The organism is Desulfofundulus sp. JL263-se, from assembly GCF_056316025.1.
Window position 1 is genome coordinate 683174 of the sequence record NZ_CM149993.1, and the last position, 26043, is coordinate 709216.

At 45.4% G+C, this 26043-nt stretch carries 25 protein-coding genes and 1 pseudogene; 12 read left to right on the top strand and 14 right to left on the bottom strand.

The features are described from left to right. The first annotated feature begins 33 nt into the window (after window positions 1-33). Both ACX4JR_RS03485 and ACX4JR_RS03490 read left to right on the top strand, forming a co-directional pair. Window positions 34-838: pseudogene (locus ACX4JR_RS03485) on the top strand (3-hydroxyacyl-CoA dehydrogenase NAD-binding domain-containing protein). Between the two features lie 48 nt (window positions 839-886). Then, the gene (locus tag ACX4JR_RS03490; RefSeq protein ID WP_476059668.1) at window positions 887-1648 is read left to right on the top strand and encodes an SDR family NAD(P)-dependent oxidoreductase; all 762 of its coding nucleotides are present in this window, start codon (window positions 887-889) and stop codon (window positions 1646-1648) included. Between the two features lie 87 nt (window positions 1649-1735). On the opposite strand, the gene ACX4JR_RS03495 is transcribed toward ACX4JR_RS03490, so the two are convergent. Then, window positions 1736-3163 (bottom strand): sigma-54 interaction domain-containing protein, encoded by a 1428-nt coding sequence (locus ACX4JR_RS03495; RefSeq protein ID WP_476059669.1) that lies wholly within the window; start codon window positions 3161-3163, stop codon window positions 1736-1738. Between the two features lie 243 nt (window positions 3164-3406). Between ACX4JR_RS03495 and ACX4JR_RS03500 the strand changes: the two genes are divergently transcribed. Genes ACX4JR_RS03500 through ACX4JR_RS03510 form a run of 3 tightly spaced genes read left to right on the top strand, consistent with a single transcriptional unit; the run spans window position 3407 to window position 6198 of the window. Continuing rightward, window positions 3407-4705: a PucR family transcriptional regulator gene (locus ACX4JR_RS03500; RefSeq protein ID WP_476059670.1), complete on the top strand. Its 1299-nt coding sequence runs from the start codon at window positions 3407-3409 to the stop codon at window positions 4703-4705. A 12-nt stretch (window positions 4706-4717) separates the two neighbouring features. Beyond that, window positions 4718-5017 (top strand): hypothetical protein, encoded by a 300-nt coding sequence (locus ACX4JR_RS03505; RefSeq protein WP_476059671.1) that lies wholly within the window; start codon window positions 4718-4720, stop codon window positions 5015-5017. Beyond that, the gene (locus tag ACX4JR_RS03510; protein WP_476060460.1) at window positions 5017-6198 is read left to right on the top strand and encodes a thiolase family protein; all 1182 of its coding nucleotides are present in this window, start codon (window positions 5017-5019) and stop codon (window positions 6196-6198) included. Before ACX4JR_RS03505 ends, ACX4JR_RS03510 begins: the two co-directional genes overlap by 1 nt. A 124-nt stretch (window positions 6199-6322) precedes the next feature. Here ACX4JR_RS03510 and rarD read toward each other — a convergent pair whose 3' ends face one another. Next, window positions 6323-7276: an EamA family transporter RarD gene (gene rarD / locus ACX4JR_RS03515; protein WP_476059672.1), complete on the bottom strand. Its 954-nt coding sequence runs from the start codon at window positions 7274-7276 to the stop codon at window positions 6323-6325. A gap of 195 nt (window positions 7277-7471) precedes the next feature. Between rarD and ACX4JR_RS03520 the strand changes: the two genes are divergently transcribed. Further along, window positions 7472-8374, top strand: a complete 903-nt coding sequence (locus tag ACX4JR_RS03520; RefSeq protein ID WP_476059673.1) for an RluA family pseudouridine synthase — start codon at window positions 7472-7474, stop codon at window positions 8372-8374. On the opposite strand, the gene ACX4JR_RS03525 is transcribed toward ACX4JR_RS03520, so the two are convergent. Genes ACX4JR_RS03525 through ACX4JR_RS03540 form a run of 4 tightly spaced genes read right to left on the bottom strand, consistent with a single transcriptional unit; the run spans window position 8371 to window position 12074 of the window. Further along, window positions 8371-8658, bottom strand: coding sequence for a hypothetical protein (locus ACX4JR_RS03525; protein WP_476059674.1), 288 nt, complete (start codon window positions 8656-8658; stop codon window positions 8371-8373). The genes ACX4JR_RS03520 and ACX4JR_RS03525 overlap by 4 nt on opposite strands. Continuing rightward, a complete protein-coding gene (locus ACX4JR_RS03530) occupies window positions 8645-8929 on the bottom strand; it encodes a hypothetical protein (protein ID WP_476059675.1) in 285 nt (94 codons plus the stop codon). Before ACX4JR_RS03530 ends, ACX4JR_RS03525 begins: the two co-directional genes overlap by 14 nt. 17 nt (window positions 8930-8946) lie before the next feature. Next, on the bottom strand, window positions 8947-9129 hold the full coding sequence (locus tag ACX4JR_RS03535; protein WP_476059676.1) for a hypothetical protein: 183 nt from the start codon (window positions 9127-9129) through the stop codon (window positions 8947-8949). 2 nt (window positions 9130-9131) lie between these two features. After that, window positions 9132-12074: a dynamin family protein gene (locus ACX4JR_RS03540; RefSeq protein ID WP_476059677.1), complete on the bottom strand. Its 2943-nt coding sequence runs from the start codon at window positions 12072-12074 to the stop codon at window positions 9132-9134. 219 nt (window positions 12075-12293) lie between these two features. Between ACX4JR_RS03540 and ACX4JR_RS03545 the strand changes: the two genes are divergently transcribed. Beyond that, window positions 12294-12959: a deoxynucleoside kinase gene (locus ACX4JR_RS03545; RefSeq protein WP_476059678.1), complete on the top strand. Its 666-nt coding sequence runs from the start codon at window positions 12294-12296 to the stop codon at window positions 12957-12959. A gap of 35 nt (window positions 12960-12994) precedes the next feature. Here ACX4JR_RS03545 and ACX4JR_RS03550 read toward each other — a convergent pair whose 3' ends face one another. Beyond that, window positions 12995-14023 carry a putative PEP-binding protein gene (locus tag ACX4JR_RS03550; protein ID WP_476059679.1) on the bottom strand — a complete coding sequence of 343 codons (1029 nt, stop codon included), beginning with the start codon at window positions 14021-14023 and terminating at the stop codon, window positions 12995-12997. Window positions 14024-14072: 49 nt separating this feature from the next. Then, window positions 14073-14915: a hypothetical protein gene (locus tag ACX4JR_RS03555; RefSeq protein WP_476059680.1), complete on the bottom strand. Its 843-nt coding sequence runs from the start codon at window positions 14913-14915 to the stop codon at window positions 14073-14075. On the opposite strand from ACX4JR_RS03555, the gene murJ reads away from it, so the two are divergent. Then, the gene (gene murJ, locus ACX4JR_RS03560) at window positions 14884-16398 is read left to right on the top strand and encodes a murein biosynthesis integral membrane protein MurJ (protein WP_476059681.1); all 1515 of its coding nucleotides are present in this window, start codon (window positions 14884-14886) and stop codon (window positions 16396-16398) included. The two genes, ACX4JR_RS03555 and murJ, sit on opposite strands and share 32 nt — an antisense overlap. 7 nt (window positions 16399-16405) lie before the next feature. Here the strand turns inward: murJ and mnmL are convergent, their stop codons facing one another. The 4 genes from mnmL to gap all read right to left on the bottom strand — a co-directional run bounded on the left by mnmL (window position 16406) and on the right by gap (window position 20836). Continuing rightward, the gene (gene mnmL / locus ACX4JR_RS03565; RefSeq protein WP_476060461.1) at window positions 16406-17395 is read right to left on the bottom strand and encodes a tRNA modification radical SAM protein MnmL/YtqA; all 990 of its coding nucleotides are present in this window, start codon (window positions 17393-17395) and stop codon (window positions 16406-16408) included. Then, entirely contained in the window at window positions 17347-18633 is a 1287-nt protein-coding gene (locus ACX4JR_RS03570; RefSeq protein ID WP_476059682.1) for a serine hydrolase, read from the bottom strand. The genes mnmL and ACX4JR_RS03570 overlap by 49 nt, the downstream gene beginning before the upstream one ends. Before the next feature lie 104 nt (window positions 18634-18737). Next, window positions 18738-19655 carry a delta-lactam-biosynthetic de-N-acetylase gene (gene pdaA, locus ACX4JR_RS03575; RefSeq protein ID WP_476059683.1) on the bottom strand — a complete coding sequence of 306 codons (918 nt, stop codon included), beginning with the start codon at window positions 19653-19655 and terminating at the stop codon, window positions 18738-18740. Window positions 19656-19747: 92 nt separating this feature from the next. Further along, on the bottom strand, window positions 19748-20836 hold the full coding sequence (gene gap / locus ACX4JR_RS03580) for a type I glyceraldehyde-3-phosphate dehydrogenase (protein ID WP_476059684.1): 1089 nt from the start codon (window positions 20834-20836) through the stop codon (window positions 19748-19750). 270 nt (window positions 20837-21106) lie between these two features. Here gap and ACX4JR_RS03585 point away from each other — a divergent pair, with 270 nt between their 5' ends. From ACX4JR_RS03585 to ACX4JR_RS03600, 4 genes are all read left to right on the top strand, one after another. Next, window positions 21107-21289 (top strand): hypothetical protein, encoded by a 183-nt coding sequence (locus tag ACX4JR_RS03585; protein WP_476059685.1) that lies wholly within the window; start codon window positions 21107-21109, stop codon window positions 21287-21289. Window positions 21290-21295: 6 nt separating this feature from the next. Then, window positions 21296-22774 (top strand): sodium:solute symporter family protein, encoded by a 1479-nt coding sequence (locus tag ACX4JR_RS03590; protein WP_476059686.1) that lies wholly within the window; start codon window positions 21296-21298, stop codon window positions 22772-22774. 238 nt (window positions 22775-23012) lie between these two features. Continuing rightward, window positions 23013-23297 carry an AMP-binding enzyme gene (locus tag ACX4JR_RS03595; protein ID WP_476059687.1) on the top strand — a complete coding sequence of 95 codons (285 nt, stop codon included), beginning with the start codon at window positions 23013-23015 and terminating at the stop codon, window positions 23295-23297. 168 nt (window positions 23298-23465) lie between these two features. Next, entirely contained in the window at window positions 23466-23825 is a 360-nt protein-coding gene (locus ACX4JR_RS03600; RefSeq protein ID WP_476060462.1) for a DUF6941 family protein, read from the top strand. A 12-nt stretch (window positions 23826-23837) separates the two neighbouring features. On the opposite strand, the gene ACX4JR_RS03605 is transcribed toward ACX4JR_RS03600, so the two are convergent. Then, window positions 23838-25748, bottom strand: coding sequence for an aldehyde ferredoxin oxidoreductase family protein (locus ACX4JR_RS03605; RefSeq protein WP_476059688.1), 1911 nt, complete (start codon window positions 25746-25748; stop codon window positions 23838-23840). Next, the gene (locus tag ACX4JR_RS03610; protein WP_476059689.1) at window positions 25745-26005 is read right to left on the bottom strand and encodes a 4Fe-4S binding protein; all 261 of its coding nucleotides are present in this window, start codon (window positions 26003-26005) and stop codon (window positions 25745-25747) included. Before ACX4JR_RS03610 ends, ACX4JR_RS03605 begins: the two co-directional genes overlap by 4 nt. Between the last annotated feature and the right edge of the window lie 38 nt (window positions 26006-26043).

The following is a 26043-nucleotide window of genomic DNA, read 5'->3' on the forward strand; positions in this document are numbered from 1 at the left end:
ACAAGGGTGATATTGGCGTAGTGGGTGTGCACTATGGGTTCCGGTATTGCCCAGGTGGTTGCCCAGGCTGGGTATAAAGTTATTATTAGAGACATAGACCGCCAATTTGTAGATAAGGGCCTCAATGTTATTAAAAAAAATTTGGAAAGGGATAAAGAAAGGGCAAGCGTACGGAAGATGAGGTTAGTGCCACTGGGCCAGACTTTCCGGTACCGTCGACATTTTCTCCTTGGCCTCTTGTGATATTGTTATTGAAGCTGCAGTAGAGCAAATGGATATCAAAAAAGAAATATTCAGAGAACTTGACAGCGTTTGCCGGCCTGATACCGTTTTGGCTACAAATACTTCGGGGCTGAGTATTTCCGAGATAGCTGCCGCTACCGGACGTCCTCACAAGGTGATCGGCATGCACTTTTTCAATCCCGTGCCGGTGATGAAACTAGTGGAATTGGTAAGGGGCTCGGAAACCGATGAGGAAATTTTTAAGATTGCGGCGGCCTTGGTGGAAAGTTTAGGCAAAGAGGCTATTTGCGTGGAGGAAGCTCCGTTGTTTGCCGTTAACAGGATACTGGTGCCCATGTTAAATGAAGCTATATTTGTGTTAATGGAAGGAATTGCTTCAAAGGAAGATATAGACAAGGGAATGCGCCTGGGTGCAAACCATCCCATTGGCCCACTAGCCCTTTGCGACATGATTGGGTTGGATATTTCGGTAATGGAAACTTTATATAGAGAAACCGGGGATTCCAAGTATCGCCCGTGTCCTTTATTGCGAAAAATGGTACGGGCCGGCCATTTAGGTCGAAAAAGCGGGCGGGGATTCTATAATTATAGTTAAAAAGGTCATGAGCTTTCAAATAATCTTTGAAAGGGGGACATGCGACCTATGAAAAACCTGTTTGATTTATCAGGTAAAACTGCTATAGTTACGGGAGCGGCTTCCGGGCTGGGACAGCAGATAGCAATAGGAGTAGCTGCTTATGGGGCGAACGTGGTAGCCGTGGGAAGTCCTCGCCATGCAGCTGATAAGGCCATTGAAGAAATAACCAAGATGGGCGGAAATGCCGTTGGTTTGCAAATAAACGTGGCAGATGCGGATGAAGTTAAGAAAATGGTTCAGTTTGCCCTGGATAAGTTTGGATCGATTGATATAGCTTATAACGTACCGGGAATTAATGTAAGAAAGGAAGCATTAGATTTGACGTACGAAGAGTGGCAAAGGGTTATCAATATAAACCTCAATGGCGTTTATTTGTGTTGCAGGGCGGTTGGTGAAGTAATGGTAAAACAGCGCAGGGGAAGAATTATTAATATGTCATCAATTTTCGGTTCAGTGGCCATGAAAAGGCAGGTAGCCTATGCTACAAGTAAAGGCGGGATAAATCAGTTGACGAAGGTTCTGGCGTTGGAATGGGCTCCATATGGTGTAACAGTCAATGCCATTGCCCCGGCCTACATGAAAACGCCATTAGTCCGCCAGGTTATGGAAGATAAAGAATGGTATGAAGATGTAAAACGTAGAAATGCTATGGAAAGGCTCGGTGAGCCGGAGGAAATCATCGGCCCGGCAGTCTTCCTGGGTTCTGATGCAGCAAGTTTTATCACGGGCACTGTTCTTTATGTTGATGGTGGCTGGACCATACTATAAAACTCATTTTCAATAATACATGACTTGAAAATAAAAAGAGGTAACAAGGTAGCCAGGACAAGTTTTTCAAGGCCTGGCTCCATTTTTTTAAAGCCCGTATTTTTGCATTTTGCGAACCAAAGTAGTACGGTGCAGGCGCAGTTTTTGGGCCGCCTCTTCTAAAGAATTAGCATCATTTACTACCTTGGAAATTAATTTTTTTTCAAATTCTTCCACGGCGCTTTTCAAGCTTGAAAATTCGAAAGTATTAAATTTGAAGTTTGGCGGTATATTTAGAGCGTCCAACTCTTCTTCCACGATGTCGCGGGTTATTTTCCTATCCGGATAAAGAATGACGAGGCGTTGAATGATATTCTGCAGTTCCCGCACATTCCCGGGCCAATCATAAGCGAGTAATGATTCAAGGGCGTCAGGTGTAAAGTATTTTTCCACGGGGTGGTTCCTGTGCATTTTTTTTAAGAAATGACTGATTAAAGCAATAATATCTTCGCTTCTTTCCCGCAGGGGAGGAATATTGATAGGAATGACATTTAACCTGTAAAAAAGGTCTTCCCGGAATTTTCTCTCTGCAACCAGCTTGCGCAGGTCGCGGTTTGTAGCTGCAATGAATCTGACATTAGCGTATTCCGGTTCAGTTGCTCCTACAGGAAAATACTCTTTTTCTGGCAGCAGCCTTAAAATCTTGACCTGCATGGAAATTGGGAGTTCACTGATTTCATCGAGGAAAAGCGTTCCCCCGTCGGCAGCTTGAACCAGACCCTTTTTCCCGCTCCGCGCCGCTCCTGTAAATGCTCCGGCTTTATAGCCAAAAAGCTCCGATTCAAACAACTCCGTTGGTATTGCCCCGGCATTTACTTTCACAAAGGGTCCTTTATTGCGCTGGCTCATATAATGGATCAATTTGGCTATAACTTCCTTGCCGACACCTGACTCACCGGTAATGATGATGGTTGCGTCTGAGCACGATGCCCGTACAGCTTTAGCTACCACGTTTTGCATGGCGGGGCTTTCAGATACAATAGTGCCTATGCCTTCAATATAAATTTGGCCGGTGGTAGATGCCTGTTCTTCATGTGAAGTGATTATAGGTTTTACCGTGGTTATTATAAAAACCATTTTACCATTGTTATCATAAATGGGGGTGCCATAAGCACGCAGTTTTCTCCTATTAGGTAATATGGTTTGTGGAATCACTATGGGTTTCTTTTCTGCCAGGACCTTTAAGGTTGCAGAATTATCAATTACCCTTTGTCTAACCAATTCGCTAATGTGCAGACCAATGAACTCTTTAGTCTCCAGACCGCTTAATAATTCATAGGTTTTACTAGCTGCTATATTATAACCCTTCCCGTTCGTGACCCACAGCCCGTATATATCTTCCCCTCCGATAGTTTCGTCTATGCCGCTGGGAGTAACCTCCTGATCACTAGAACCGCTTTTTTTAGCTTTGTTTGAAGAGGAAGGTGCAGAAGGGTTAAATTTATTGCCCCAAAGGGTAAAAGTACTGGACGCCATGTCCACCCCCTCCCGTCGTGCAGATCTGCACAATTGAGCTGCATTTTTGCACGGAAATAAAGAATTTTTTGTGCAGGCGAGCGACCTAATTCCTCTAAAAACAAGGAAATTTAGGCTGGCATCTCCTTTGCTTTATTAATTTTTTGAAAAAAGAAATTTTTTAAAGTTGTCATACTATTTACCCTATTATTTTATCATTTATTTTCCATGTTGTCCAATTATGTCGACAAAGGGGGTGTACACGTGCCACAACAGAATAATGTGAACTTAATTAAAGATAACGATGTACCTAAACATATCCGGGCATTATTGTACAAGCGAACCGTTTATCAGCAGTTAATAGATATGTTATTAAATGGAAGCAATATAGATGAGATTCTGGCAGCCGTCTGTAAACAAATAAATCGACCCCTTTTATTGATCTCTCCTTCTGGAGATGTAATTTCTTGTGCCGGCTATGATCAATCTCCCAAGGTGGAGTTGACTCTTGCTTTTTGCGCCATGGAACAGTATAAGATGCCCAATGGGGAAGCATGGCCGGAAAAAGCTAATGTTTTGGTCAATGGTTTGAATGTCAATTGCATTGTAGTACCGGTTGTGCAGAAGAAGAGAAATGTTGCCTTTTTGCTTGCCATAACGCAAAGTTTTTCCAGAAAAACGGTTGATTTTATACAGGCGACTGCTCACGTAATTGCTTTGGAATTTAACCGGTTGAAACAGTTATCCGCCGTGGAACAAAGGTATAAAAACGAGCTTATCTTTGACCTCCTTTTTAATGTAAATCAGGAAAAGGAAAAGTTGGAATTAGCTTCGCGGGTTTGGGGTCGAAATTTACTGCAGCCTCACCTGGTTTTTTTAGCTGCTTTTGTCACAAACGGCAAGGTACTAAAAGAGATTCTCACCCGGGTTTTAAAAAGTAATTTGGAACAAATACTGGGTAAAAATTTTTTATATTTGTACCACAACAATAAGCATATTTTACTGGTTAATATTGAAAATCAAGATTCCAGAGAAACCGCTAAGTTGATGCGGCAAGTTCATAAAAAAACCAGTTTGGAAATCCCTGAAGGTAGCAAGCTCTTTTTAGCCTGTCAATCATTGACGCGCAATGATTATAATTTGGGGATGGGATACCGGGAGGTTAGTTTTTGTCTTGAGCTGGGAATGACATTTAATGAACAAGGTTCCTTTATTGAATTTGATAACCTTGGACTTTATAGATTTTTGTATGCCATGTGCAGGGATTTAAAAATGGAAAAGGTGCTAGGTGATTTCTACAAACAAAAATTGGGGCAGTTAATAAGTTACGATGAACAGAATAAAACCGAATTGTACAAAACGTTAGTCATTTACCTCGAGAATAACTGTAACATTTCTTTGACGGCTGAAAAGCTTTTTGTTCACCCTAATTCGGTACGTTACAGGATTAGTAAAATTGAAAAACTTTTAAATACAAATTTATCCTGCTTGGAATGTATAGTAGAAATTGCCCTCGCTTCAAAAATAGATGTAATGCAAAGGTACCTGTCCGGCACTCTTTGAGGGGGTGCCGAGATGCTTAAAATTGGAGTCAAATATTGCGGAAACTGCAACCCGGTAATAAACAGTAAAAAAGTACTTAAAAAGTTAGCCGCATGTCTACCGGACTATCAATTTGTAATTCCAGATAAAGATGTAGTTGCTCTTTTGATATTAAGCGGGTGTGAATCGGATTGTGCTACCAGGCCTGATTTACAGGTCAAAACAATAATTGTTGCCGGGCTATCTGTGGATTATATATCTTGTGAAGAAAAAGATATTCCGGTGATTGTAACGAAGAAACTATTACGACTTAAGAAAGGGTGTTTTAATTGATTAGAGAAGTGGTTATTGTATCTGCTGCCAGGACACCGATCGGGGATTTTCTGGGCATGTTTAAAGATATTCCAGCCGTTGACCTGGGAGTAGTTGCTGCCGTAGAGGCTATCAAAAGGGCGGGAATATCTCCGGAACAGGTTGAGGAAGTTGTTGCCGGTATGGTTTGTTCTTCCGGAACCAAAGGAAACCCTGCTAGACAGGTCCAGCTAAAAGCTGGCATACTCGTTGCCGCTCCTGCGGCTACCGTTAACCAACTTTGTAGTTCCGGAATGCGGGCCGCGGAGATTGTCTATGAACAAATCGCCCTGGGACGTGCGGATACCGGTCTGGCTGTGGGTATGGAAAACATGACACGGGCCCCTTATTTAATACCCCGGGCCAGGCAGGGCTACCGCATGGGCGATGCCACCATCTATGATTCCATGCTATACGATGCCCTTATCGATGCCTTTCACAATTACCATATGGGGGTCACGGCGGAAAACCTGGCCGCCAAGTACAATATTTCCCGCACTGAACAGGATGAGCTGGCTTACTTAAGCCATAAAAGGGCCACGGAAGCAATAAAAAATGGTAAGTTTAAGGATGAGATCGTACCTGTGGTTCATAAAGATAAAAAAGGCGAAAAGGTATTGGATACCGATGAACACCCTCGTTTTGATACCTCACTGGATAAGATGGCCAAATTGAAACCGGTCTTCAAACTTGATGGAACGGTTACCGCCGCTAACGCTTCCGGTATTAATGACGGGGCGGCTGCTCTGGTACTGATGTCCCGGGAAAAAGCGAAGGAGCTGGGGGTAAAACCGCTAGCCCGTATTGTTTCATCGGCTTCTGTGGGCGTCCCTCCGGAAATCATGGGTATCGGTCCTGCCTATTCAATTCCCAAGGCTCTAGAATTTGCCGGTTTGACACTCCAGGACGTAGATTATTTTGAAATTAACGAAGCCTTTGCCGCTCAATTTCTCGCCGTCAACAAAGAACTGAAGTTGAACATGGATAAAGTAAATGCTAATGGTTCCGGCATTGCACTGGGGCATCCCGTTGGGTGCACGGGTGCACGTATAATCGTGACAATGCTGTATGAAATGGCCCGGCGCGATGCTCAATTTGGAGTTGCTTCGCTTTGTGCTGGCGGTGGGCCAAGCATAGCTATGGTTGTTGAAAGAATAAAGTAAAATTTGATATAAATTAGGCCGGGCTTTTCAACGCCCAATTTTTTACGAAAATTTAATTTCAGAACCTATATTTTAGTAAGCAAAAAAGCCGGGTTTCCTTTGGCAGGGAAACCCGGCTTTTAGTTCAAGCCCTTTTGCCGGCTTTTAGTGGAGTTCTTTTGCGCAGCAACCCTTCCAGCTGGAGAAATAGCGGCGTCTTGGAAAACGAAAAGATAGCCAGCGCGGCCCAGATAAGGGTAAAGGACACCCGGTGTACGGCGGTGAAGAGTTCGTGGTAGAGAAAAACCCCCAATAACAGCATCAGGGTCGGGGCTAAGTACTGCAGGAGCCCGACCATGTAAAGTGGCAGGCGCTTGGCGCCGCCGGCGAACAGAATAAGGGGTACGGCCGTCACCACGCCGGCCCCGGCCAAAAGCCCCGAGACCACCGGGGACTGCAGCCCGAAAGCTCCGCCACCGTTATTGTGAACGTGCAGCAGAAACAGCAGTGCGAAAGGAGAAATGATGAGGGTTTCTAAGGTGATTCCTGTTACCGCTCCCACGCTGACCTTTTTCTTGGCCAGCCCGTACAGGCCGAAACTTAGCGCCAGCACCAGGGCGACCCAGGGGACGGCCCCAAAATGGTAGACCATGTTCAGCACTCCAATGGAAGCCAGGATGATGGCAATGATCTGCCAGAAAGAAAGCTTTTCCCTCAGGACGATGACTCCAAGGAGAACGCTAACCAGCGGGTTGATGTAGTACCCGAGGCTTGCTTCCACGACGCGGTCGTTGCTTACAGCCCAAATGTACGTAAACCAGTTGTAGCTGACGATAATGGAGGCGGCCACAATACCCATCAGCTTGTTCGGGTGGGAAAGGATTTGCCGCAGCTCGCTGCCGAACGACCTGAGCTTACCCGTGCTGGAGATCAGTAAAATGGTAAATACAAAGGACCAGACAATTCGGTGCGCCAGTATTTCCTGGGCGGGCACATGGCGGATTAGCTTCCAGTAAACCGGCAATACACCCCACAGGGCATACGCTGCTGCAGCATACAGGATACCGGTCAGTTGTTCTTTTGACTGTTTGTCTTGCAAAAGAAAACCTCCCCCGGCTTTGTTTGTTTCGCTGATAAAGTGCAGGATCTGTTAAACAATATTCTTTTAAAAATATACTTTATCCTGTTTACAAAATAAAGACCAGCTGCTGGGGGTGGGGAAAGCAAAAAAAGGGTGGTTTTCGGGTTAACATAATATTATTATATATATTATTGTCATGCGAGGAGGCAGAAGATGGAAGAGAAAAGTGAATTTTTGGAATTTGCCTTGTCTAAGGAAGAGGAAGGCAGGCCCCTGGAAAATATTTTGCGCAGCAAGTACGGCTTTTCCAGGGGAATGATAAGAAAGCTGAAGCGCTGGCAGGGGGTGTCTCTAAACGGGAAGACAGTCAGGCTGAAGGACAGCGGCCGGGAAAATGACAGGGTAAGGGTGGTCCTCAGGGAGCGGGAAGAAAGTTGGATTATCCCGGAAAAAATGCCGCTAAAGGTACTGTATGAGGATGAGGACGTGCTGGTGGTGGATAAGGAGCCGGGCATGCTGGTTCATCCCGTGTCCCGGGAGAAAAGCGGCACCGTTGCCAATGCGGTCTTATACAGGTGGGCCCAACAGGGGATGTCAGCCCGCTTTCGGCCTGTTTTTCGACTTGACCGCGATACTTCCGTGCTATTAATGATTGCCAAAAACAGTTTTACCCATTACAGAATGGTTGAACAAATGAAGGCAAAAATTATGCGCCGCCGCTATTTGGCGGTGGCGCAGGGTAAAATAAATGAAAATGAGGGAGTGTTAGATTTTCCCATAGCCCCGGACCCTGGCGGCGGGGGAAAGAGGACGGTAAGCCCCGGCGGTAAAAGGGCTGTAACAAGGTTTTGGGTATTAAAAAGGTTTGCTAGCGCCACTTTTCTCAGGCTTGAGCTGGAAACCGGCCGAACCCAGCAGATAAGGGCACACCTGGCTTACCTGGGATTTCCCCTTATGGGAGATTCTCTCTACGGCGGGGAAACAAGGTTTATTGCCAGGCAAGCCTTGCATTCGGCAGAATTGAAGTTTCTGTCACCGCGCACCGGCAGGGAAGTATTGACCAGCAGCCCGCTGCCCGGGGACATGGTGGAGCTCCTTTCAGTGTTAAATGCCTAGACTATCTGAATTACGATACTTACTACCACGGCCAGGCTCAGTGTCAGGCAGAGAAACCCCATTCTTTCTTGTTTTTTTTGCATCTCTTCCACCATCCTGGCCAGTTCGTCCACGCGGCTGTTAATTTGTTCTTCCGTGGCCCGGGTACGGTTATTCAATTCTTCCCTGGTTTGTTTTAATAGAGATATAAATTTTTTCTCTGAAGGTTTTACCAACCTTTCTTGAATGGAGTCGGCCAGTGATTGTACTGCATCCCCTACATTACACTGGTTAATTTGAGCCATTTTCGCTTCCCCCGCAACTTTGGTTGATGGCATCTCTTATGGCCGATAATATAGTGACAGGGTTCTCTTCTATCTTTTTTTCCAGCCGCTCTATCCTTTCTTGTAACTCGGAGAAGACTTTTTCCTGTTTTTCGTTTATTTTATTTATGGTTGATGTCAGCCGCCGGTTTTCATCTATTAATGGCTGAAAAAACTTATTCTGCAGTCCCGTTAATATTTCCAGGAGAATTTGTTCCATATTTTCATTTGAATTGTTTTTTTTCAGTTCCAAAGGGATGCCCCCTTTCTTCACATTTTTTTAATTGCCTGGTGCAGGGCGAGGAGTAATTTGTGGGCCTGCATGTGGGAATGTTCTTTTATAATTTCCTCCAGTTCTTCCAGCAGGTCCTTTTTAATTTCACCTCCGGTTTCGTTACTGATTTCCCTGATTATGTTACGTACCCTTTCGTTAAGCGCCCTGGCATTTTCCATTGTTACACCCCCCTGGGGGTATTTAATATTTGTTCGATGCGTTTTACCTCACGGAGATAGTTATCCAGCCTCATGATTTCCTCCCTGGAGGCCTTTTTTCCGGGGCCGGCCGGCTCCGGGGAGAACTCAAGATATTTTTTTACAGCCGACATTACGCTGGGGGTAATTAAATCCTTCACATACCTTTCTATAGCCACCTTCCATTGCTGGAGTTCCTCCATCAATTCCTGCTCTTGTTCCTCCAGCAGCAGGGAAAGTCTTTGCCGTGCTTCTCTGGCTTTGAGGCCGCCGTAAAAAGTCCTGCTCCCTGAAATTATCTCATCCATTTTTTCCATTACCGTGGAGGCAGTCAGGCCGGGCGGGGGAGGAAGCAGGCAATTGGGGCTTGGGGAGATTTTAGAACGGTAAAGCCAGGATTCTACGGCCTCAAGCATCTCTTTTTGTAAGCCGGTTAATGCCTGCTGGATTTTACGATTAAAGGCATTGGCCCACCGAAAATAGTTAAAATCTTTAATATGTGTAACTACTTTCTCTTGCCCTTGCGGGGCGGGCCCCCAGATAAATGTCTTAAATTGTTTGACATTCTTCAATTGGCTAACCTGCCGGTGAATTACGGCAAAGCGGGAATGTATTTCTTTTTTTATTTCAGACAGGCCCGGCAGGAGAATACTTTCCGCTGAAAATTTGCCGGGAAGCTGAAAACGGCGGGTTTCCCTGTGGGGCCCGGCTTTGGCAGCCTCTACCATGGATTGTAATTTATTCAAGTGCTGTCTGAGAAAATCTCTGCCCCGGTAATTCCAAACGGTTAGCCGCACTTTATCAAGCAAGTCATTAAAGTTTTTATTTTCTTTGCCCTGGAGCGCCTGTAGCGATGAGATAAGTACCGTTTGCAATTTGGGGGTGCTAAGGCCGATTTCCCTTAAAGCAAGGGTGATATTTTTTTGTAAAAAGTTTTGCACCTTTTCCCTTTCACTTTGGGTAAGGGCATCGGCAAAATTGATTATAAAAAAGAACTTGCCGAGTTCCTGTGCTGCATTACCGGTATTTGTATCATGGAGGTAATCCTTTAAGCGTAATTTAAATATTTCCAGCAGGGAGCGGGAATCATTTTTATTTAAAATGTGCTTGCCGTTCAGGAAAAACAGGTAAGCATCGCTGTGGCGTAAAAAGTCCGTAGTCAGGGCACTATGGTGCTGATTTGTGGAATCCAGTCCCGGTGTATCCACGAAGGTGGCCAATTTGAAGAACTCGGCAGGGTGGGTTATATTTATCTCCTTTATGCGGAAGGCTTTTGGGGAAGTGGTTAATTTTTGGTATTCTTTTCTTCCGGCGGAAGTTTCCATGTCTAATTCCACGGGAGTTGCGGGGGCAAATATTAAGGTTACTTCCCAAACCGGATTCATGATTTTTGCTTTCCAGGCCGGAAGAGGCCTGAACAGGGACCCTGCCCCGCGCTTATCAAGGTTTCCGCTGCGTATTCCCGGGGAAAAAAGTTTTTTGGTGCGTTTAATTTCTTTCAGCAGTTGTTCTTTGTTAACTTTTTTTAGACCCTGACCGGTATTCATTAGAATTTCGATAATACGGCCCGGGCCCGAATCCTGCTCCAGCCATTCTTCCACGGCCAGCAGTTCTTCCCGGTTTACTTCTACATTGGAATCTTCATACTTGCAAAGTTTTAAGTTTAAGTGGTTTTTAAAGGCAATGGTTGCCTGCCGCTTGGGACCGTGTCTGATATAGGTTATACAGGTGGTGGTGGGCCGGTTTTCAGCTGGTAAAATGTTTTGGCCCATTATGGCATTAAAAAAGGTGCTCTTCCCTGAAGAAAATCCCCCTACGGCAACCACTTTGAATTCTTCCCGCTTCAATATTCCCGCCCACTTGCCTATGATTTTCGGGGGAATTATACGCTTAATTCGGATGTCATGCATCATTTTTCCGGCTAATTCAGTCATTAGCTTTTTAATTTCAGGAATGTCCAAAGATTTATCATGGCTTGACCCGGATTCAAGCGGCATGATCCCCGGCAGAAGGTGAAGGGATTGGCTGTTGGTGAGCACTTGTTTAATTTCCCTTTCTACCAGGGGCAATTTATTTAAAATATTACGGGCCATTAGTATTTTTTCAGCATCTTTTTTAATACTCCAAAAGGCATCCAAAAAAAGTAAATCATCTTGAATCATTAAACTTTTATGTATTCTGGAAGGAATCTTTTTATCAATTTGCCTGTGGCTGGCACTTAACTTACGAACGGTATCCCTGGCAAGATTTATTTCCAGAAACCGGCGGAGCGCCTCAATATTTTCGGAGTTATGGCCGTTGAAAAGATATATTTCCGGTGACCACCCGAAAATGCTTTTCAAAGCTTGTTCTGTAGCCTGCAGCGAGGTACCGTCGCTTTTCCCGAGATTACAATTAATCCAAAAAGAAATATCGCGGTGTCCTATTTTCTTTTCCCTGGCCAAATCACTCAAAAATTTTTTATTTGATTCGTCTATCCCCCGCTGGTGAAAAAGGTACAGTATTTTATTTGCCCGGTGGGCCGCTTTTTTCACCAGCTCTGAACTTTTAGATGAGGAGTCAATACCGGGGGTATCTACCACGGTACATTTTGTAAGCAGCGGGTGGTTTAATGTTATTTCCACCTTTTCAAAATTGGATGCTGCTTTATTTTTTATAAAGAACTTAAATTGCTCTTTGTCGGGGAAGCAGAGGGATTTCCCGTTACCTTCTGCCCGGGCAGCGAACTTTTCTCCGTACTTAATGTAAAAAAGAGAGGATGTGGCAGGCAAGGGATCTTCTGGGCAAATCTTGTCGTTTAACAGGTTGTTAATTAACGTGGACTTACCTGTGTTAAAAGAACCCATAACTACCACAACGGGTATTGGAAAATCTTCCAGTAGTTTTAGTTGGTTGGTCAGCGAAAGGAACTTTTCCAGAGGGTGCATGATATCCCCCCGTTTCCTTAAACTTTTATTAGTATAATTATTTTATTGATTAGGTAATTATTACTATTTACCCTTATTGTGAAAATTTTGTTTAGTAAATAAGAGGATTTTTTCTACTTTAATAGAAGGTGGCATTTAATTAATAGATAAAGGAATTTTAGAGACAGCCCATAAGTAAAGTTAAAGTTGTTAGTGATTATATTCGGGGAGTGATTTGTTTTGGAGAAAGAAACGGATCAAAACCGGGTACAAATTGTTGTGGACGGCATGACAGGGGTAGGTAAGACCACGCTGGTAAACATATTGGCCGAGGAACTGGTTCTGGTTCCCTTTACAGAAATTTTCGAAGATGAAAATCAGCTGTTGCACAAGTTCTTTCATGAACGGGAACGCTGGTGCTTTCCCATGCAGGTAAACTTTCTTAATCACAGATTCCGCCAGTATAAGGAAGCCATAAAAATCAATAGCGCAATCATGGACCGCTCCATTTACTCCGATAATATTTTCGCCCGTATGTATAAGGAAATCGGTTATATGACCCTCGAAGAGTATAATGTTTACCACAGTCTCCTCTATAATATGCTCGAGCATTTGGCCCCACCCCGGCTAATTATTTATTTGAGCGTGGATGCGAGGGAGGCCATAAGGCGCATCAGAAAACGGGGCCGTCCCGACGAATTGGAGGTTGAGGATAGTTACTGGCGTAAATTACACCGCTTTTACGAGGAGCATTACCGGAACTATAAGTTGGGGGACCTTTTGGTGGTTGATGCCAACGACCTTGATTTTGTAAAATATAAGGACCACCGCCGGCGGATAGTAGATATTGTTAAGCGCAAGTGGAATGCAATAAACGAGGTAACCGATGCCCTGATACAAAAATAAGGGGCGGCCTCCGGCAAGAAACCGCCCCTTATTTTTTAATTATTTAAATATTTTTGTAAGGAGTCCCGGGCATATTGCTGCACATCTTTTCCGGAGTGGTAGGACATGGCCTTTGCCGCAATTACCCTGGCTTTGGGTATGGTGATATTATTAATCAGTTTTTTTACCGGCCCCATGTCACCGGGTCTCATAACGAAGTCCTGAACCCCTATGGCCAGTAAAATGGGTATTGCTTCAGGTAGGGATGCCAGGGGGGAGGAGATACTGACTGTTTTATTCTTTTGGGTGGCCGTTTGGGCCAGGTTTTGAATTTGAAAAAGAAAAACCGGCTCAAAATCATGCTGCAAATAGGTTAAGCCGTTTTCAGAAAAATCTGTGCCCATGGTATAGTTTTTTAAGTCATTTCCCACCTGGAAAAAAGATACATCAAAGGCAAACAATGCGGCGTTAACAACAACGGAAGGTAAATCTGCCATTATGCCAATTTCCGCTACCGGGCGATAATCAATGCCGTCCCTTTCCAGGTCGGACTGAACCTCTGAAAGGATTTTTTTAAATTGTTTAACTTCCCGCGGTGTACTTACCATGGGTAATAGAATGTGGATATGCCCGTGGACACTTGCCCTCAATATGGCCCTTAATTGAGTTTTTAAAATTTCGGGTCTTTTCAGTCCGAGACGAAGGCCTTTTAGTCCAAGATCGGGGTTCTTTTCCCATGGAGGAGGGGCTATCCCCGGCATCTGGCGGGCGCACAGGCTGCAAGTACGGATATTTACAGGCCTGTTACCTGCACTGGAGGCTGCTTTTTTATAGATTTCAAATTGCTCTTCTTCTCCGGGTAATTCCGCCCTGCCCGCAAATAAAAAGTTTGTATCCAAAAGCCCGATACCGTGGGCTGTAGAAGATATCGCATCATTAATATCTTCTTGACAAGTTACCAAGGAGGTCAGGCTGACCGGGTGGCCGTCAGCCGTAGTGGTACAAGTATGGCCCCGGAGCCCCAAAGGGGAATTATTTAAAGTAGACACCGACTCACCTGCCTGTATAAACATCCATGTGTGCATTATAACACTGTGTGTTTAGGGATACAAGGATTCTGCGGCGGCTACTATTTCAGGGTAACCTCAAGTGAGCTTTAATCCTTCGGTGTACCAGGTCAAAGAAATCTTCTATATCATCACTTATCCTTTCAGCAGCATAGGAAATGAGTTTCGCCACTTCCACCGTATCTATTTGCACGCCGTGCCTGGTATACATCTGTATTCGGTACTTTCGGGCCAGTCTTTCAGGTGTAACGCGGTGGACTTCTATATAATAAGGAAAGCTGGTTATTCTTCTCCGGAGAAAGGAACTGTCCGGATACAGGTTGTGAGGCAATTCCTTTTCCAGCTGCCGGATAAGTTTGCTGTTACTGCAGGCTTTCCGGATAATCTCCCCGTACGGGCCGGAGTTGCTGATATGAAGTTCTATGCCCATTTCCACTATGTTATGTGCCTTCCACCAGCCCATGTGTTTTGGTATATTGCATGCCCGGGCGGTTTTTTCTATTAAAGGGCGGGCCTTTTCAAAGCAGTAGCCCCGCTCGCACCCCGGGTATTTTTCATCTCCGTAAAAATCAAGTCCACCGGGCTCAATGCCATGGGTTATTACGCCCCGGACAAAATCATGGAGTTCATTTTTATTTTTAAAGAGGCCCATCAGTACATTACCCAAACTATGAGCCTCTTTATGTCCCAGCTGCGGATTTATTATCATGTCCGGAAAAATGCTGCCCAGGGCGATGGCATCAGATATCCGCCCCAATACCCTTTGGGCGAAATGAACATGGGTCTGGGGGAACACATTCTCTCCTCCGTGGCTTTTGGTTTTCCAATATTGACAAACCGGGCTGCAGCGGTATATTATTTGCCGGGTGATAATCAAAATGTCCAAGGCCATGTGGCAAACGTCATCCATATTACTTGTAATTTTTATTGCCAGCAGAATACTTGGTTTTATAAGGGAACAGATAGTGGCCGCTTATTTGGGGGCCACGCCCCAGTCGGATGCTTTTGTGGTAGCGTCTACCATCCCCTTTATTTTATCATACATAATCGGAACTGCAGGGGGGAATTCATTTTTACCGGTTTTTACAGGGCGGCTGGGCAAATATGACGCCAACCGGCTTGCCTCTACTGTTTTTGTAATATTTGGCGGGGCTATAATTTTAATTTCCTTCGGTGGTATTATTTTCGCCCCCGGCCTTGTGAATTTATTGGCGCCGGGGTTTTCTCCGGAGATAAAGGAGCTGGCCGTTCTTTGTACGAGAATAATGCTGCCCGGCCTTGTTTTCTTAACCCTCGGCTACCTTGTAAAGGCTGCTTTGAATGCCTGCCGGCAGTTTACCGTCCCTGCTGCAGCCCCGGCATTACAAAACATTACTTTTATGATTTTATTGGTTTTTTTGGCCCCCAAGGGAGTAGTGGGCCTGGCATGGAGTATGTTGGCCGGGATGCTGGTTTTTTACCTTACCCAAAGACTTGTCCTGGGGAAATACGGCTTTTCCTGGAAGCCTGAATTGGATTTCCGGGACCCTGATGTTCGGCGGGTAGTGGTTCTGGCAGTACCGGTAATTTTAACAACGCTGGGAACAAAGGGTTATATATTTCTGGATCGCTGGCTGGGCTCTCAGTTAAGCGGTGGCAGCATTGCCGCCCTGAATTTTGCTGACCGGATACGGGAGCTTCCCTATGGCCTGTTTGTGGCTGCCATTTCCACCGTGCTTTTCCCCACTTTGGCTTCCGCCGCCGGCCGCCGGGATATGCATTCCCTGCGAAAAACCACGGCTAAAGGACTGCGATTGGCGGTTCTTCTAGGGTTTCCTTCCGCCGTCTTTTTGACGGCCCTGGACCGCCCGCTGGTCAGGCTGTTGTTTGAGCGGGGTGCCTTTGATGCTTCAGCCACCGCTGCCACATCCGGTGCACTGGAATTTTATGCCTTATCCGTAATTGCCCTCTCGGTTAACTCTATATTGACCTATACTTTTTGGAGCCTGCAGGATGGCATGATTCCCCTAAAAGTTGGGGCAATGGCCCTTGGCCTCAACCTCGTTTTAGATTTAATATTTATAAAGCCCATGGGGCATATTGGGCTGGCCCTGGGGAATACCGTCTCAGCTTTTGTTGCTATGTTAATATTTTTGGTTTTATTGGACCGTAAGCTGGGGGGGTTTGATTGGAAAGGCTTATTTAAATCGGTGAGTAAAACAGCAGCGGCAGCGGCTTTATTCGGGATAGTAAGTGTAGGCTTTGCCCGCTGGCTGGGCATTTATGCTGAGGTGTCTTTATATAAACAAATATGGGGGCTGGCACTGGCAGCAGGTCTGGGCGGGGTGATTTACCTGGCAGCACTGTACCTTTTAAGGGTTGAAGGAGTCCTTTTCGCTGAAAAGAATAATTAAAAATTTTTCAGACGGGATTTACAGGTTTTAAACTGGACTTAAAATCCCGGGGTAAGGCTGCCCCGTTCAGGTAATTAAAAAGTCTTCCCTGGTAGGTATTCCGTATTTCCATCAATTCTTCGATTTTCTGTTTTACTTTCCACCAGCTGACGCCCCAATTGGAAAACAATACTTTATCTGCCGGTCCCTTGCCCACCAGCCGCTGAATGACAATCCCGGGATCAAGGTATTCCAGAAATGTTACTACTCTTTCGGCATATTCTTCAAGGGAGATGACTTCGAACTCGCCCTTTTCATACATATCTCCCAGTACCGTGTCCTTTACGACATAAAGGGAGTGCAGCTTAACGTAATCTATTTGCAGTGCCGATATAAGTTTGGCATTTTCTATAACATCGGTCATATTGTCCCAGGGCAAATTAAGGATTAAGTGGGTGCAAATTTCAAACCCGCGCTTTTTTATGCGGAGCACTGCATCCACAAATTCGGCCAGGGTATGGCCCCGGTTTACCCGGAGCAGAGTGTGATAATTAACGGTTTGCAGCCCCAGTTCAAGGTTAATGTCCAAGTGGCATTTTTCCTTTAGTTCATACAGGAAATCAAGGTACGGGCCGGAAATGCAGTCCGGCCGCGTGGAAATGGAAATGCCCACAATGTCCTCATCTTCCCCGGCTGCCCTCATGTTTTCCTTGAACTGGTCCAGGGGCAGGTAGGTATTGGTAAACGCCTGGAAATAAGCAATAAATTTTTTAGCTTTAAATCTTTTTTTAAAATAGGCCTTATTGGTGTCCAATTGTTCTTTTATCGCCATGGTGTTGGGCAGGGCATCGAAGCCGGAGCCCTCTTCGTCACAAAATATACAGCCGCCCCTGCCGAGGGTGCCGTCGCGGTTGGGGCATGTTCCGGGCAAATTAACCGGGAGCTTATAGACCTTAAACCCGAATTTCTTTACAAGATGTTCGGAGTAGGTTCTGTACCTGGCGTTTTTCTCCATAATAACACCTTCCAGGATTCTTTTCCGGAATGCCGGCAGCATTCTTTTACATCTACGGTAACGGTTTTGGTGGCATTGTTCCAATTGACAACAGCGCCCAGGGCTTCACTTATAAACCTTAGCGGAACCATTGTCCTGCCGTTTATTATTTTAGGAGGTGCGGCGAGGGATATTGTTATATTGTTAAGGCCGGCGCTGTAATCATCAATTTTAAGAAAAATTTTTCTGCCGGGTTTTGTTATGGTAATTGTCTTATTTAATCCATCCCACTGGACCCCGGCGCCTAGTGCTGTCGATACAGCCCTTAAGGGTACAAGAATGAAATTGTTTTCAAGGATTGGGGGTACATCGGCCTTCAGGGGGCTGCCGTTAATCAATAAACTAATTTTTACTAGTTTGCTTTGATAATTGTAAACCACCTTTGATATCTTCTGAATTACCTTAAAAGCCGTATTAATGCCGGGAGTATTTTTGCTAAAAATGGCAATAATATAAGGGTTTTCCGGATGCTCTACATACCCTACATCATTGTAGGTTCCAGTAGGTGGCCAGTTACCTATTTTATGGGCAATTTTTATATTTGGGGGTAACAATTTGGGTATTCTTTCATTATAAATAGTATTTTCCAAATAACCAATAATTTTATTTCCCAATTTAGGGTGTTCGGAGGTAAAGTCTAAAAGTTTAAGCATATAAAGGGCCATGTCCCGCGGGCAGGTGATGTTCTTGTTATCATTTACTATGGTGCCTCCTATGGAACGCATATAGTCTTTGACATTTGATCTGCCCAAATAGGATAACAGCATGTTAGTGGCTATATTATCGCTATATACAATGGAATATTTTGATAATGTTTCAATGCTAAAAACACTACCCGCCGGCTTATATTTCAGCAGGCCGGTCCCGTCTTCATAATGTTCCTTCCTGTAGACCAGCTTTATATTTGGGTCCACTTTGCCTTCTGCAATTTTTTCATAAAGATAAAGGTTAAGGGGTAATTTAAAAGTACTTGCCGCATGAAATGTCTCCAGGTGATTTATGCCTAAACTTTTTCCCGATTTGAGGTCAATCACAAATATTCCGTAAGTTCCCTTTTCTTTTTTAAGTATTTGGAGCAGTTGGTTTCTCAATTCTCTATATTCATATTCCGCTGCAGTTTCCCGGGAATTAACAGTGGCTGCGCTGGCTGCGGCTGTGATAAAAATAATTATTAAAACCATTATTTGTGAAATTCTTTTCATACAAATCCCCCGTATATTCTTTTATATCAGAAAAGAATAATCCTGCCCGAAAATAATAATTTTTAAGGAACCCCGGAAGGGGGTTCCTTGGGGGGTTGAGACCTTCAGTTCAGCTGGTCAAGGATTTTAAATGTATATCCCTGTTTTTTCAATTCCTTAATTATGCTGTCCAGTGCTTCCGCGTTGGACCTGGAAACTGCGTGTAACAAAATTATGGCGCCGTTATGAATATTATTTACCACGTAGTCATAAGCGGCTTTTTTGCCGGGCTGCTGGTCTACCAGCCAATCCCGGTAGGCCATGCTCCAAAAAATGGTGGTATAACCTTCCTCATGGGCCACATCTAATACCCGCTGGTTAAATTCCCCGCGGGGCGGGCGGAAAAAGCGCATCTTATAGCCAGTAAGTTGTTGTACCTGTTTTTCCACTGTTTTTAATTCTTTTCTAATTTCCTCATTGCTAATGACTGGCATGCTGGGGTGGGTATCGCTGTGGTTGCCTACAATATGTCCTTCGGCAACCATCCTTTTTACCAGATCCGGTTTTTTTTCTACGTAGCTCCCGGTAACAAAAAAGGCTGCTTTTACGTTATTGGTCTTTAAGGTATCCAAAATTTGAGGCGTATAGCCATTTTCATAACCTTCATCAAAGGTCAGGTAAATTTCCTTTTTGGTGGTGTCACCGAGAAAATAACCCCTGTTTTTGAGCATTTGCAGGTATTGGGGTTCCGTAGTAGGGGGGGCATGTCCATCACTTTTTTTGAAATACCAGCTATATACCTTATTATCAGCCGTACTTATCGGTTCGGCTGCCGATTGCAGGCTTTCAAGCCTTTCCCTTAACATTTGCTTTTCCTGTTCCAGCTTTTCGGTTTTTTGTTTATACTCTTCAATGCGGGTCTGTAATTGTTCTATTTCATCTACGTCTCCCGCTGCCGGGGAAATGTTAAAGAATTTTATTCCTATCAGGTAGAAGTTCACTGCCAGGGATAATGCCAAAAGCCATGGTAAAAGCTTGCGCAATTTAAATATTCCCCCTTGCCGGATATTTTGCACTACCGGGTTGTCTGGATTTTTATAGTTTTAACACCGGGGGTGATCCCCCGGTGTTTTTTTTAACGGGGAACGTATGCCGCTGTAACACTGCGGTAAATGTTATCCCTTTCTATTCCGGTCCAGGTTATTTTTGTAACCGTGCCCGTTTCCCGCTTGGCTATATACATTACCAGGTCAAGTACCCGGCATGAATAACCCCATTCATTATCGTACCAGGCCAGTATTTTAACCAGGTTGCCGTCTATTACCATGGTGGACATGGCATCTACAATGGAAGAGTGGGAGTCGCCGTAGAAATCCCTTGATACCAGCGGGGCGTCACTGTAGGCAAGGATACCCTTAAGCTCTCCTTCGGAAGCTTTTTTCAGTATTTCATTAACGTTTTCAGCCGATGTTTGTGTACGTACTAAAGCCACGAAATCCACTACCGATACAGTGGGTGTGGGAACACGTATGGCAAATCCATTTAATTTACCCTGTAATTCAGGGATGACCAGGCCCACCGCCTTGGCGGCGCCCGTTGTGGTAGGTATCATGGAAATGGCTGCCGCCCGGGCCCGCCGCAGGTCTTTATGGGGGAGGTCCAATATTTGCTGGTCGTTTGTGTAAGAGTGAACGGTGGTCATAACACCTTTTTCGATTCCCAGGGAATCATTAATTACTTTGACTATGGGTGCCAGGCAGTTGGTGGTACATGACGCATTGGATATCACATTATGTTTTTCGGGGTCGTAAACTTCATGGTTAACCCCCATGACAATGGTGGCGTCCACTTCCTTACCTGGGGCGCTGATGACCACTTTTTTAGCTCCGGCCTGCAGGTGCTTTGCGGCATCTTCTCCCCGGGTAAAGCGTCCTGTCGATTCTACAACTATGTCTACCCCCATGTCTTCCCACGGGAGTGCGGCAGGGTCCTTTTCGGCCAGGACTTTTATTTCTTTTCCGTTAACGGAAAATTTGCCCTCTTCTGCTCTTATGTCGGCGTTAAGTATCCCGTGTACCGAGTCGTACTTCAAAAGATGGGCCAGGGTTTTGGCATCTGTAAGATCGTTTACCGCCACTATGTCTACTTCAGGATTGTCCATGGCGGCGCGAAAGACATTGCGGCCTATGCGCCCAAAACCGTTAATACCGACTCTTACCGGCAAAGGAATCACTCCTTTCATTATGGAAAAGTGAAATTAAAAGGACCTCAAAATCTTTGTTTTACTAATAGTTTACCTTTTTTTTAACAAGGAATCCCCGTTAAAAGTATGAAAATTTGACATAAAAGTTCTTGAAGATATCTTGTTAAGGAAATGATAAAAAAATAATTTTATAAAATAAAGGAATTGATAAAATTTTATCGAAATGACCCTGTATTGTCACCTGTATATTCATGCCGGCGGAATTTGCAGGAATTACGGAGGTGGGCACAGGTGGAAAATCAACTTAAAGGTTGGGTTATTTGGTTTCTGATTCTGGTTTTATCGGCGGTTATCGTTCCTTATTATCTTTTGTCCGGCGTTACCAGAGTATATGGTTCCTTTCTTTACTGGGGGCTTTTTGCCATAGCGGCGATTATCAGTGTGGGGATTATTACCAGCAGGTGGAGGGATTAAGAGGGCATGAATCCAATTTACATTTATTTAGTAATAATTTTATATTTTATCATCGGAACTATCGTGGCGGTTTATGCCCGCCGGGGCATGGGGAAAGGCGTGTCCCATTTCTTTCTGGCCAACAGGGCAGTAAACGGGGTAGTTGCTGCTCTCACGTATAGCGCTACAACTTATAGCGCCTTTATGCTGGTGGGCCTGGCCGGATTTACTTACATCGGCGGGGTCGGGGCCTGGGGCTTTGAATTAATTTACCTGTCCGGCCTGGTACTGGTTGCTTTTTTTGGTCCGAGGTTCTGGCTGGCAGGTAAAAAGTATAATTATGTAACCCCGGCCGAACTTTTAGGGGATCGTTATCAAAGCAAGGCGCTGCAAGTAATTGCCGCAGTGGCCTCGATTATATTTTTAATTCCTTACAGTTCCGTGCAATTAATCGGTATAGGTACTTTGGTGGAAGGCATATCGGGAGGGGCGATTCCATTCATGGCCGGCCTGGCAATTGCTACTATTATTGCAGTTGTCTGGGCTTTCATGGGGGGAATGCGGGCCGTGGCATGGACGGATTCGCTCCAGGCCCTTATAATGATTGTGGTATCCACTCTTTCAGTAATCTTTGTAGTTTACCGCGGCTTTGGCGGGTTCGGCGGGCTTTTTGCGATCCTTGAATCTCAATATTCCCAGTGGCTGGCCGTCCCCGGGCCGGGATTTTTCAACTTGAAAGCATTCATCGGCCTCAGTTTGCCCTGGTTTTTCTTCAGCCTTTCCAATCCGCAGGTCAGCCAGCGCTTGTTTATACCGCGCTCGCTTACCCATATGAGAACCATGATTATGGTCTTTTTGGTTTTTGGTTTTATTTATACCCTTATTTCAATTCTGTGGGGATTTTCGGCGCGGGTATTAATTCCCAGCCTGCCTAAGGCTGATTTAGCCACTCCCGGTTTGCTGGCCATGGATATCGTTCCTGCCGGCATTGCTTTGATAGTTATGGTGGGGATTACGGCTGCCGCCATTTCCACCATTAATTCTATTATTTTGACACTATCCTCCATGATTTCCAGAGATGTTTTCAAACGCCTGAACCCGGATTTGGATGAAAGCAAGCAGCTTTATATTGGCAGAGTATTTGTGCTGTTATTTGCGGTGATAGCATTTCTTTTTGCTACCATGCGCTTGGGGCTGATTGCTGTTCTTTCGGTGGCCTCATCGGCCGGCCTGCTTGTAACCGTGCCGGCGTTAATTGGGGCGTTTTTCTGGAAAAGAGGTACGGCAGCAGCTGCCATTGCCAGTATACTGGGGGGCGGGCTGGTAGCCCTGTGGCTCCAGTTAAGTGGTGTTAAGCCGCTGGGGTGGTGGCCCGGTGTTTGGAGCGGCATTATTTCCACGGTACTTTTTATAACCGTCAGCTATTTTACCAAACCTCCCACGGAAAAAGCCGAAAAGTTTATAGGTTATATAAACAGCGCTTTGAAGGAGAAAAACGCCATCTAGAGGGAGGAACGGTGGTAGTAATTTTCCCGGCAGGAAAATTTTTCCTGCCGGGTGTTGATTGTGGAAAACGACTTAATGAAGAATTAGTTCCGTTCGGAGTATAAATATGACCGTTTAATATTAAATGTTTGCATTTTAGTTAAACATGTAATAAAATAAATGCTAAGAAAATTTAGAAAATTCTAATGATTATATACCTTTTTGCAATTGTTAAAAAATTTTGCGCGAGGTGTTACAAATGACTGCCAATGAAATTGTTCTTTATGTTAGAAAAATGGAAAAGGAAATTGTTAAACATCCTGAAGTGGAGGATGCCGTAGTGGTTGGCGACAGGCAACCGAGGGGCGGTTATGTTTTAAAGGCTTTTGTCGAACCGGCCAGCAATGATTCCGTTACAATAAATTCTATTAAAAAATATTGCCTCGCCCAGTTCGGTGCTTTTCCTGTAGAGGTTATTTTCAAGAAAATTCCCCGCACCCCGTCGGGGAAGGTTGCCCGGCAGCAATTATTGCAAATGGCGTAATCGAACTAAAAAAGTCTTTTTATAAACTCTGCCTTGAGCGGGCCCTGTGGAGGGGCCCGCTTTGTTTTTATAAAGAAAGTAGAGATAAGGAGGCATTGACGTATAATAGTCCCGGACAATAAAATCGAAGTGGGTGATATTATGCAGCCGCAGCTATGCTGTTTTATTATGTGTGACGATGTGCAAAGTATGAAGGGAAAGTATTCCCTGATAGGGATATTTTATCGTATTCACGCACAGAGTTTTCCTTGCATACATAATTGTAACCTGGTGGTTGGCTGGTACGGGGATGAGGGGCAGCACAGTTTCGGGATGCGTTTTGTTGATCCCGAGGGGCAGGAATTGCAAAACATGCCTCCTTACAGTTTCTCCTTGTCCCGGGAGCGGCCTTACTATAATGTCATAATTAAGGCCGGCTTGCCTTTGTGTAAAGAAGGAATTTATTGGTTTGAAGTATTTATCAATGGTGATGTATGCGGCCGCTTTCCCGTGCATGTGGGCCTGGCACCTGCTGGAAATACTCAATAATTTTAATTAATTTCACTTTATTCCCAGTTCCCTCAACTTATTTTCCAATGGGTGCCCCGTTTCGGTGTCCCAGCCCCTGGCCTCGTAATATTCCTTAAGGGCTTCCCTCACTTTTTCCCTGTCCAGTACTTTGCCGGAAGAAGAGGGTTCCCTGTAGAAGCGCTTGGGAAAATCAGAGTCTTCTGGCTTCTCCCCGTGGCGGATGTTAAAGAGTTTTTGCAGGTTCCAGATACGTTCTCCCGCCTTGATCATATCTCCCGGGTCAATGTCGATACCGGTAAGGGATGAGTAGAGCCGGGAAATCAAGGCGGGTCCCACAGTATGCAGTACCGGCGGGCGTATGCAAAGGCCCGCGGCATTATAAAGGGAAATTAAATCTTCCGACCACTTGCTCATTTTTGCTATGTTGACATCCCTGGTTTCGGGGTGGAATATCTCTTTTTTAAGGGCATCATCCATGTCCAGGCTTTCCAGCATTTCTGCCGGAAAGGAAAATTTTTCAGTGCGGTACGGTTCCGGGTTTTCGTTATAGCGCAGGTTTTCTACGGGATTCCTGGTCCGGAGGTGATCGCCGCCCCTGATGTTGGTGATATATCCCAGGGTCCAGGTAGACCAGCGTGCCCGCGGGTCAATTAAAAAGCATTCCAGGCCTTTTACGTGCATGGAATATTCCTTGCACCCGCCAATAATGGAGGCGGCGCGCCTGGTCCCCTCCGCTAAAATATTACCCAGGCCCTTGCGGTGTGCGATGTGGTCTATGAGCCGGAAGGTGGCTTCTTCGTCACCCCAGTTTAGCTCAAAACCCAGGTCGGATTTTTTAATAATTTGTCTCTGGTAAAGTTCCATGGCAAAGGCAACCGATGCCGCCGTGGTGACCATGTCCAGGCCGTAGCGCTGACAAACCTCGGTGAGTTTCGCTACCGCCGGGAGATTATTGATATCGCACCCGGCGCCAAAACCAATTACAGGTGTGACTTCCATATCCTTTAATTGTAATCCGGCGTAAGGACCGTCCTTTACTTCAACCCAGTGGGCACAGGCAATGGGGCAGGATATGCAGGCCACACCGCGGCTGGTATACTTGGAAAGTTGTTTGCGGCTGCGGGTTTCCACCCAGCCTTTTATGGTACCGGTTTGGTAGTTTCGCCCGGGCAGGGCCCCGAACTCCTGATAGGGCAGGGTGGCCAGCATGGTGCCGTATTTCCTGAAGGGGCCGAAGAAAGGCGAATTGTATATTACCCGGCGGGCTTCATTGACAGCCGGCAGAAAGTCTTTTTTGCAGGCCACTTTTACGGCACCTGTTCCCCGCACTGCAATGGCCTTCAGGTTTTTGGACCCCATAACGGCCCCAAGGCCCGTCCGGGCCCAGGCATCAAAGGGCCCGTTTTCTATGCTGGCGAAACGAACCAAATTTTCACCGGCCTGGCCTATACAGGCCACCTGTATTTCTTTATCCCGGTGTTTGCTGCGGATGGCACGGATGGTATCCCAGGCATCAAGACCCCAGAAGTCTTTTGCGGGAAAAATTTCTACGTTTTCATTGTTAATCCATATATAAACCGGCTCCCGGGATTTTCCTCTGATGATTATGCTGTCAAAGCCGGCGAACTTTAATTCGGCGCCCCAGTAGTTGCCGGAACTGGAGGTCCCGAACAGGCCTGTTGCCGGGGAAAGGGCGGATGCCTCCGTGCGGCATGCCGTGGGAATGTTGGTGCCGGAGAAAACTCCACTGCTGAAAATAAGAATATTTTCCGGGCTTAAAGGTTCGGTATCCGGAGGAATTTCATTATAAAGTATACGGGCATTAAACCCTACACCGCTTATATACCGGGCCTGCATGTCCCTGTCCAGGGGGTGTTTGGTGATTTTATGACTGCTTAGATCAACGTCGAGGATGCTCCCCGCGTAACCGTAAATTGTCATTGTTTCCCACCTTTCTCCGGGCAATGTTCGATTTCCACGATGCGCAGCGCCCCGGACGGGCATACTTTTGCACATTGTTTGCAATTGCGGCAGGTGGAAAGAAAGGAAAGCCGGAAGGTTCCTTCAAAATCGTTTTTGATGATGAGGACATGGGACTTGGTAAGGTCGAATTCACCGTAATTAAAAAAAGAACATGTAAGTGCACAGGTGGAACAGCCGGTACATTTTCCGGGGCTAATGGCAATTTCCCTAGCCATTGACATCACTCCGCATATCTATTTGGGTGAAATTTTCT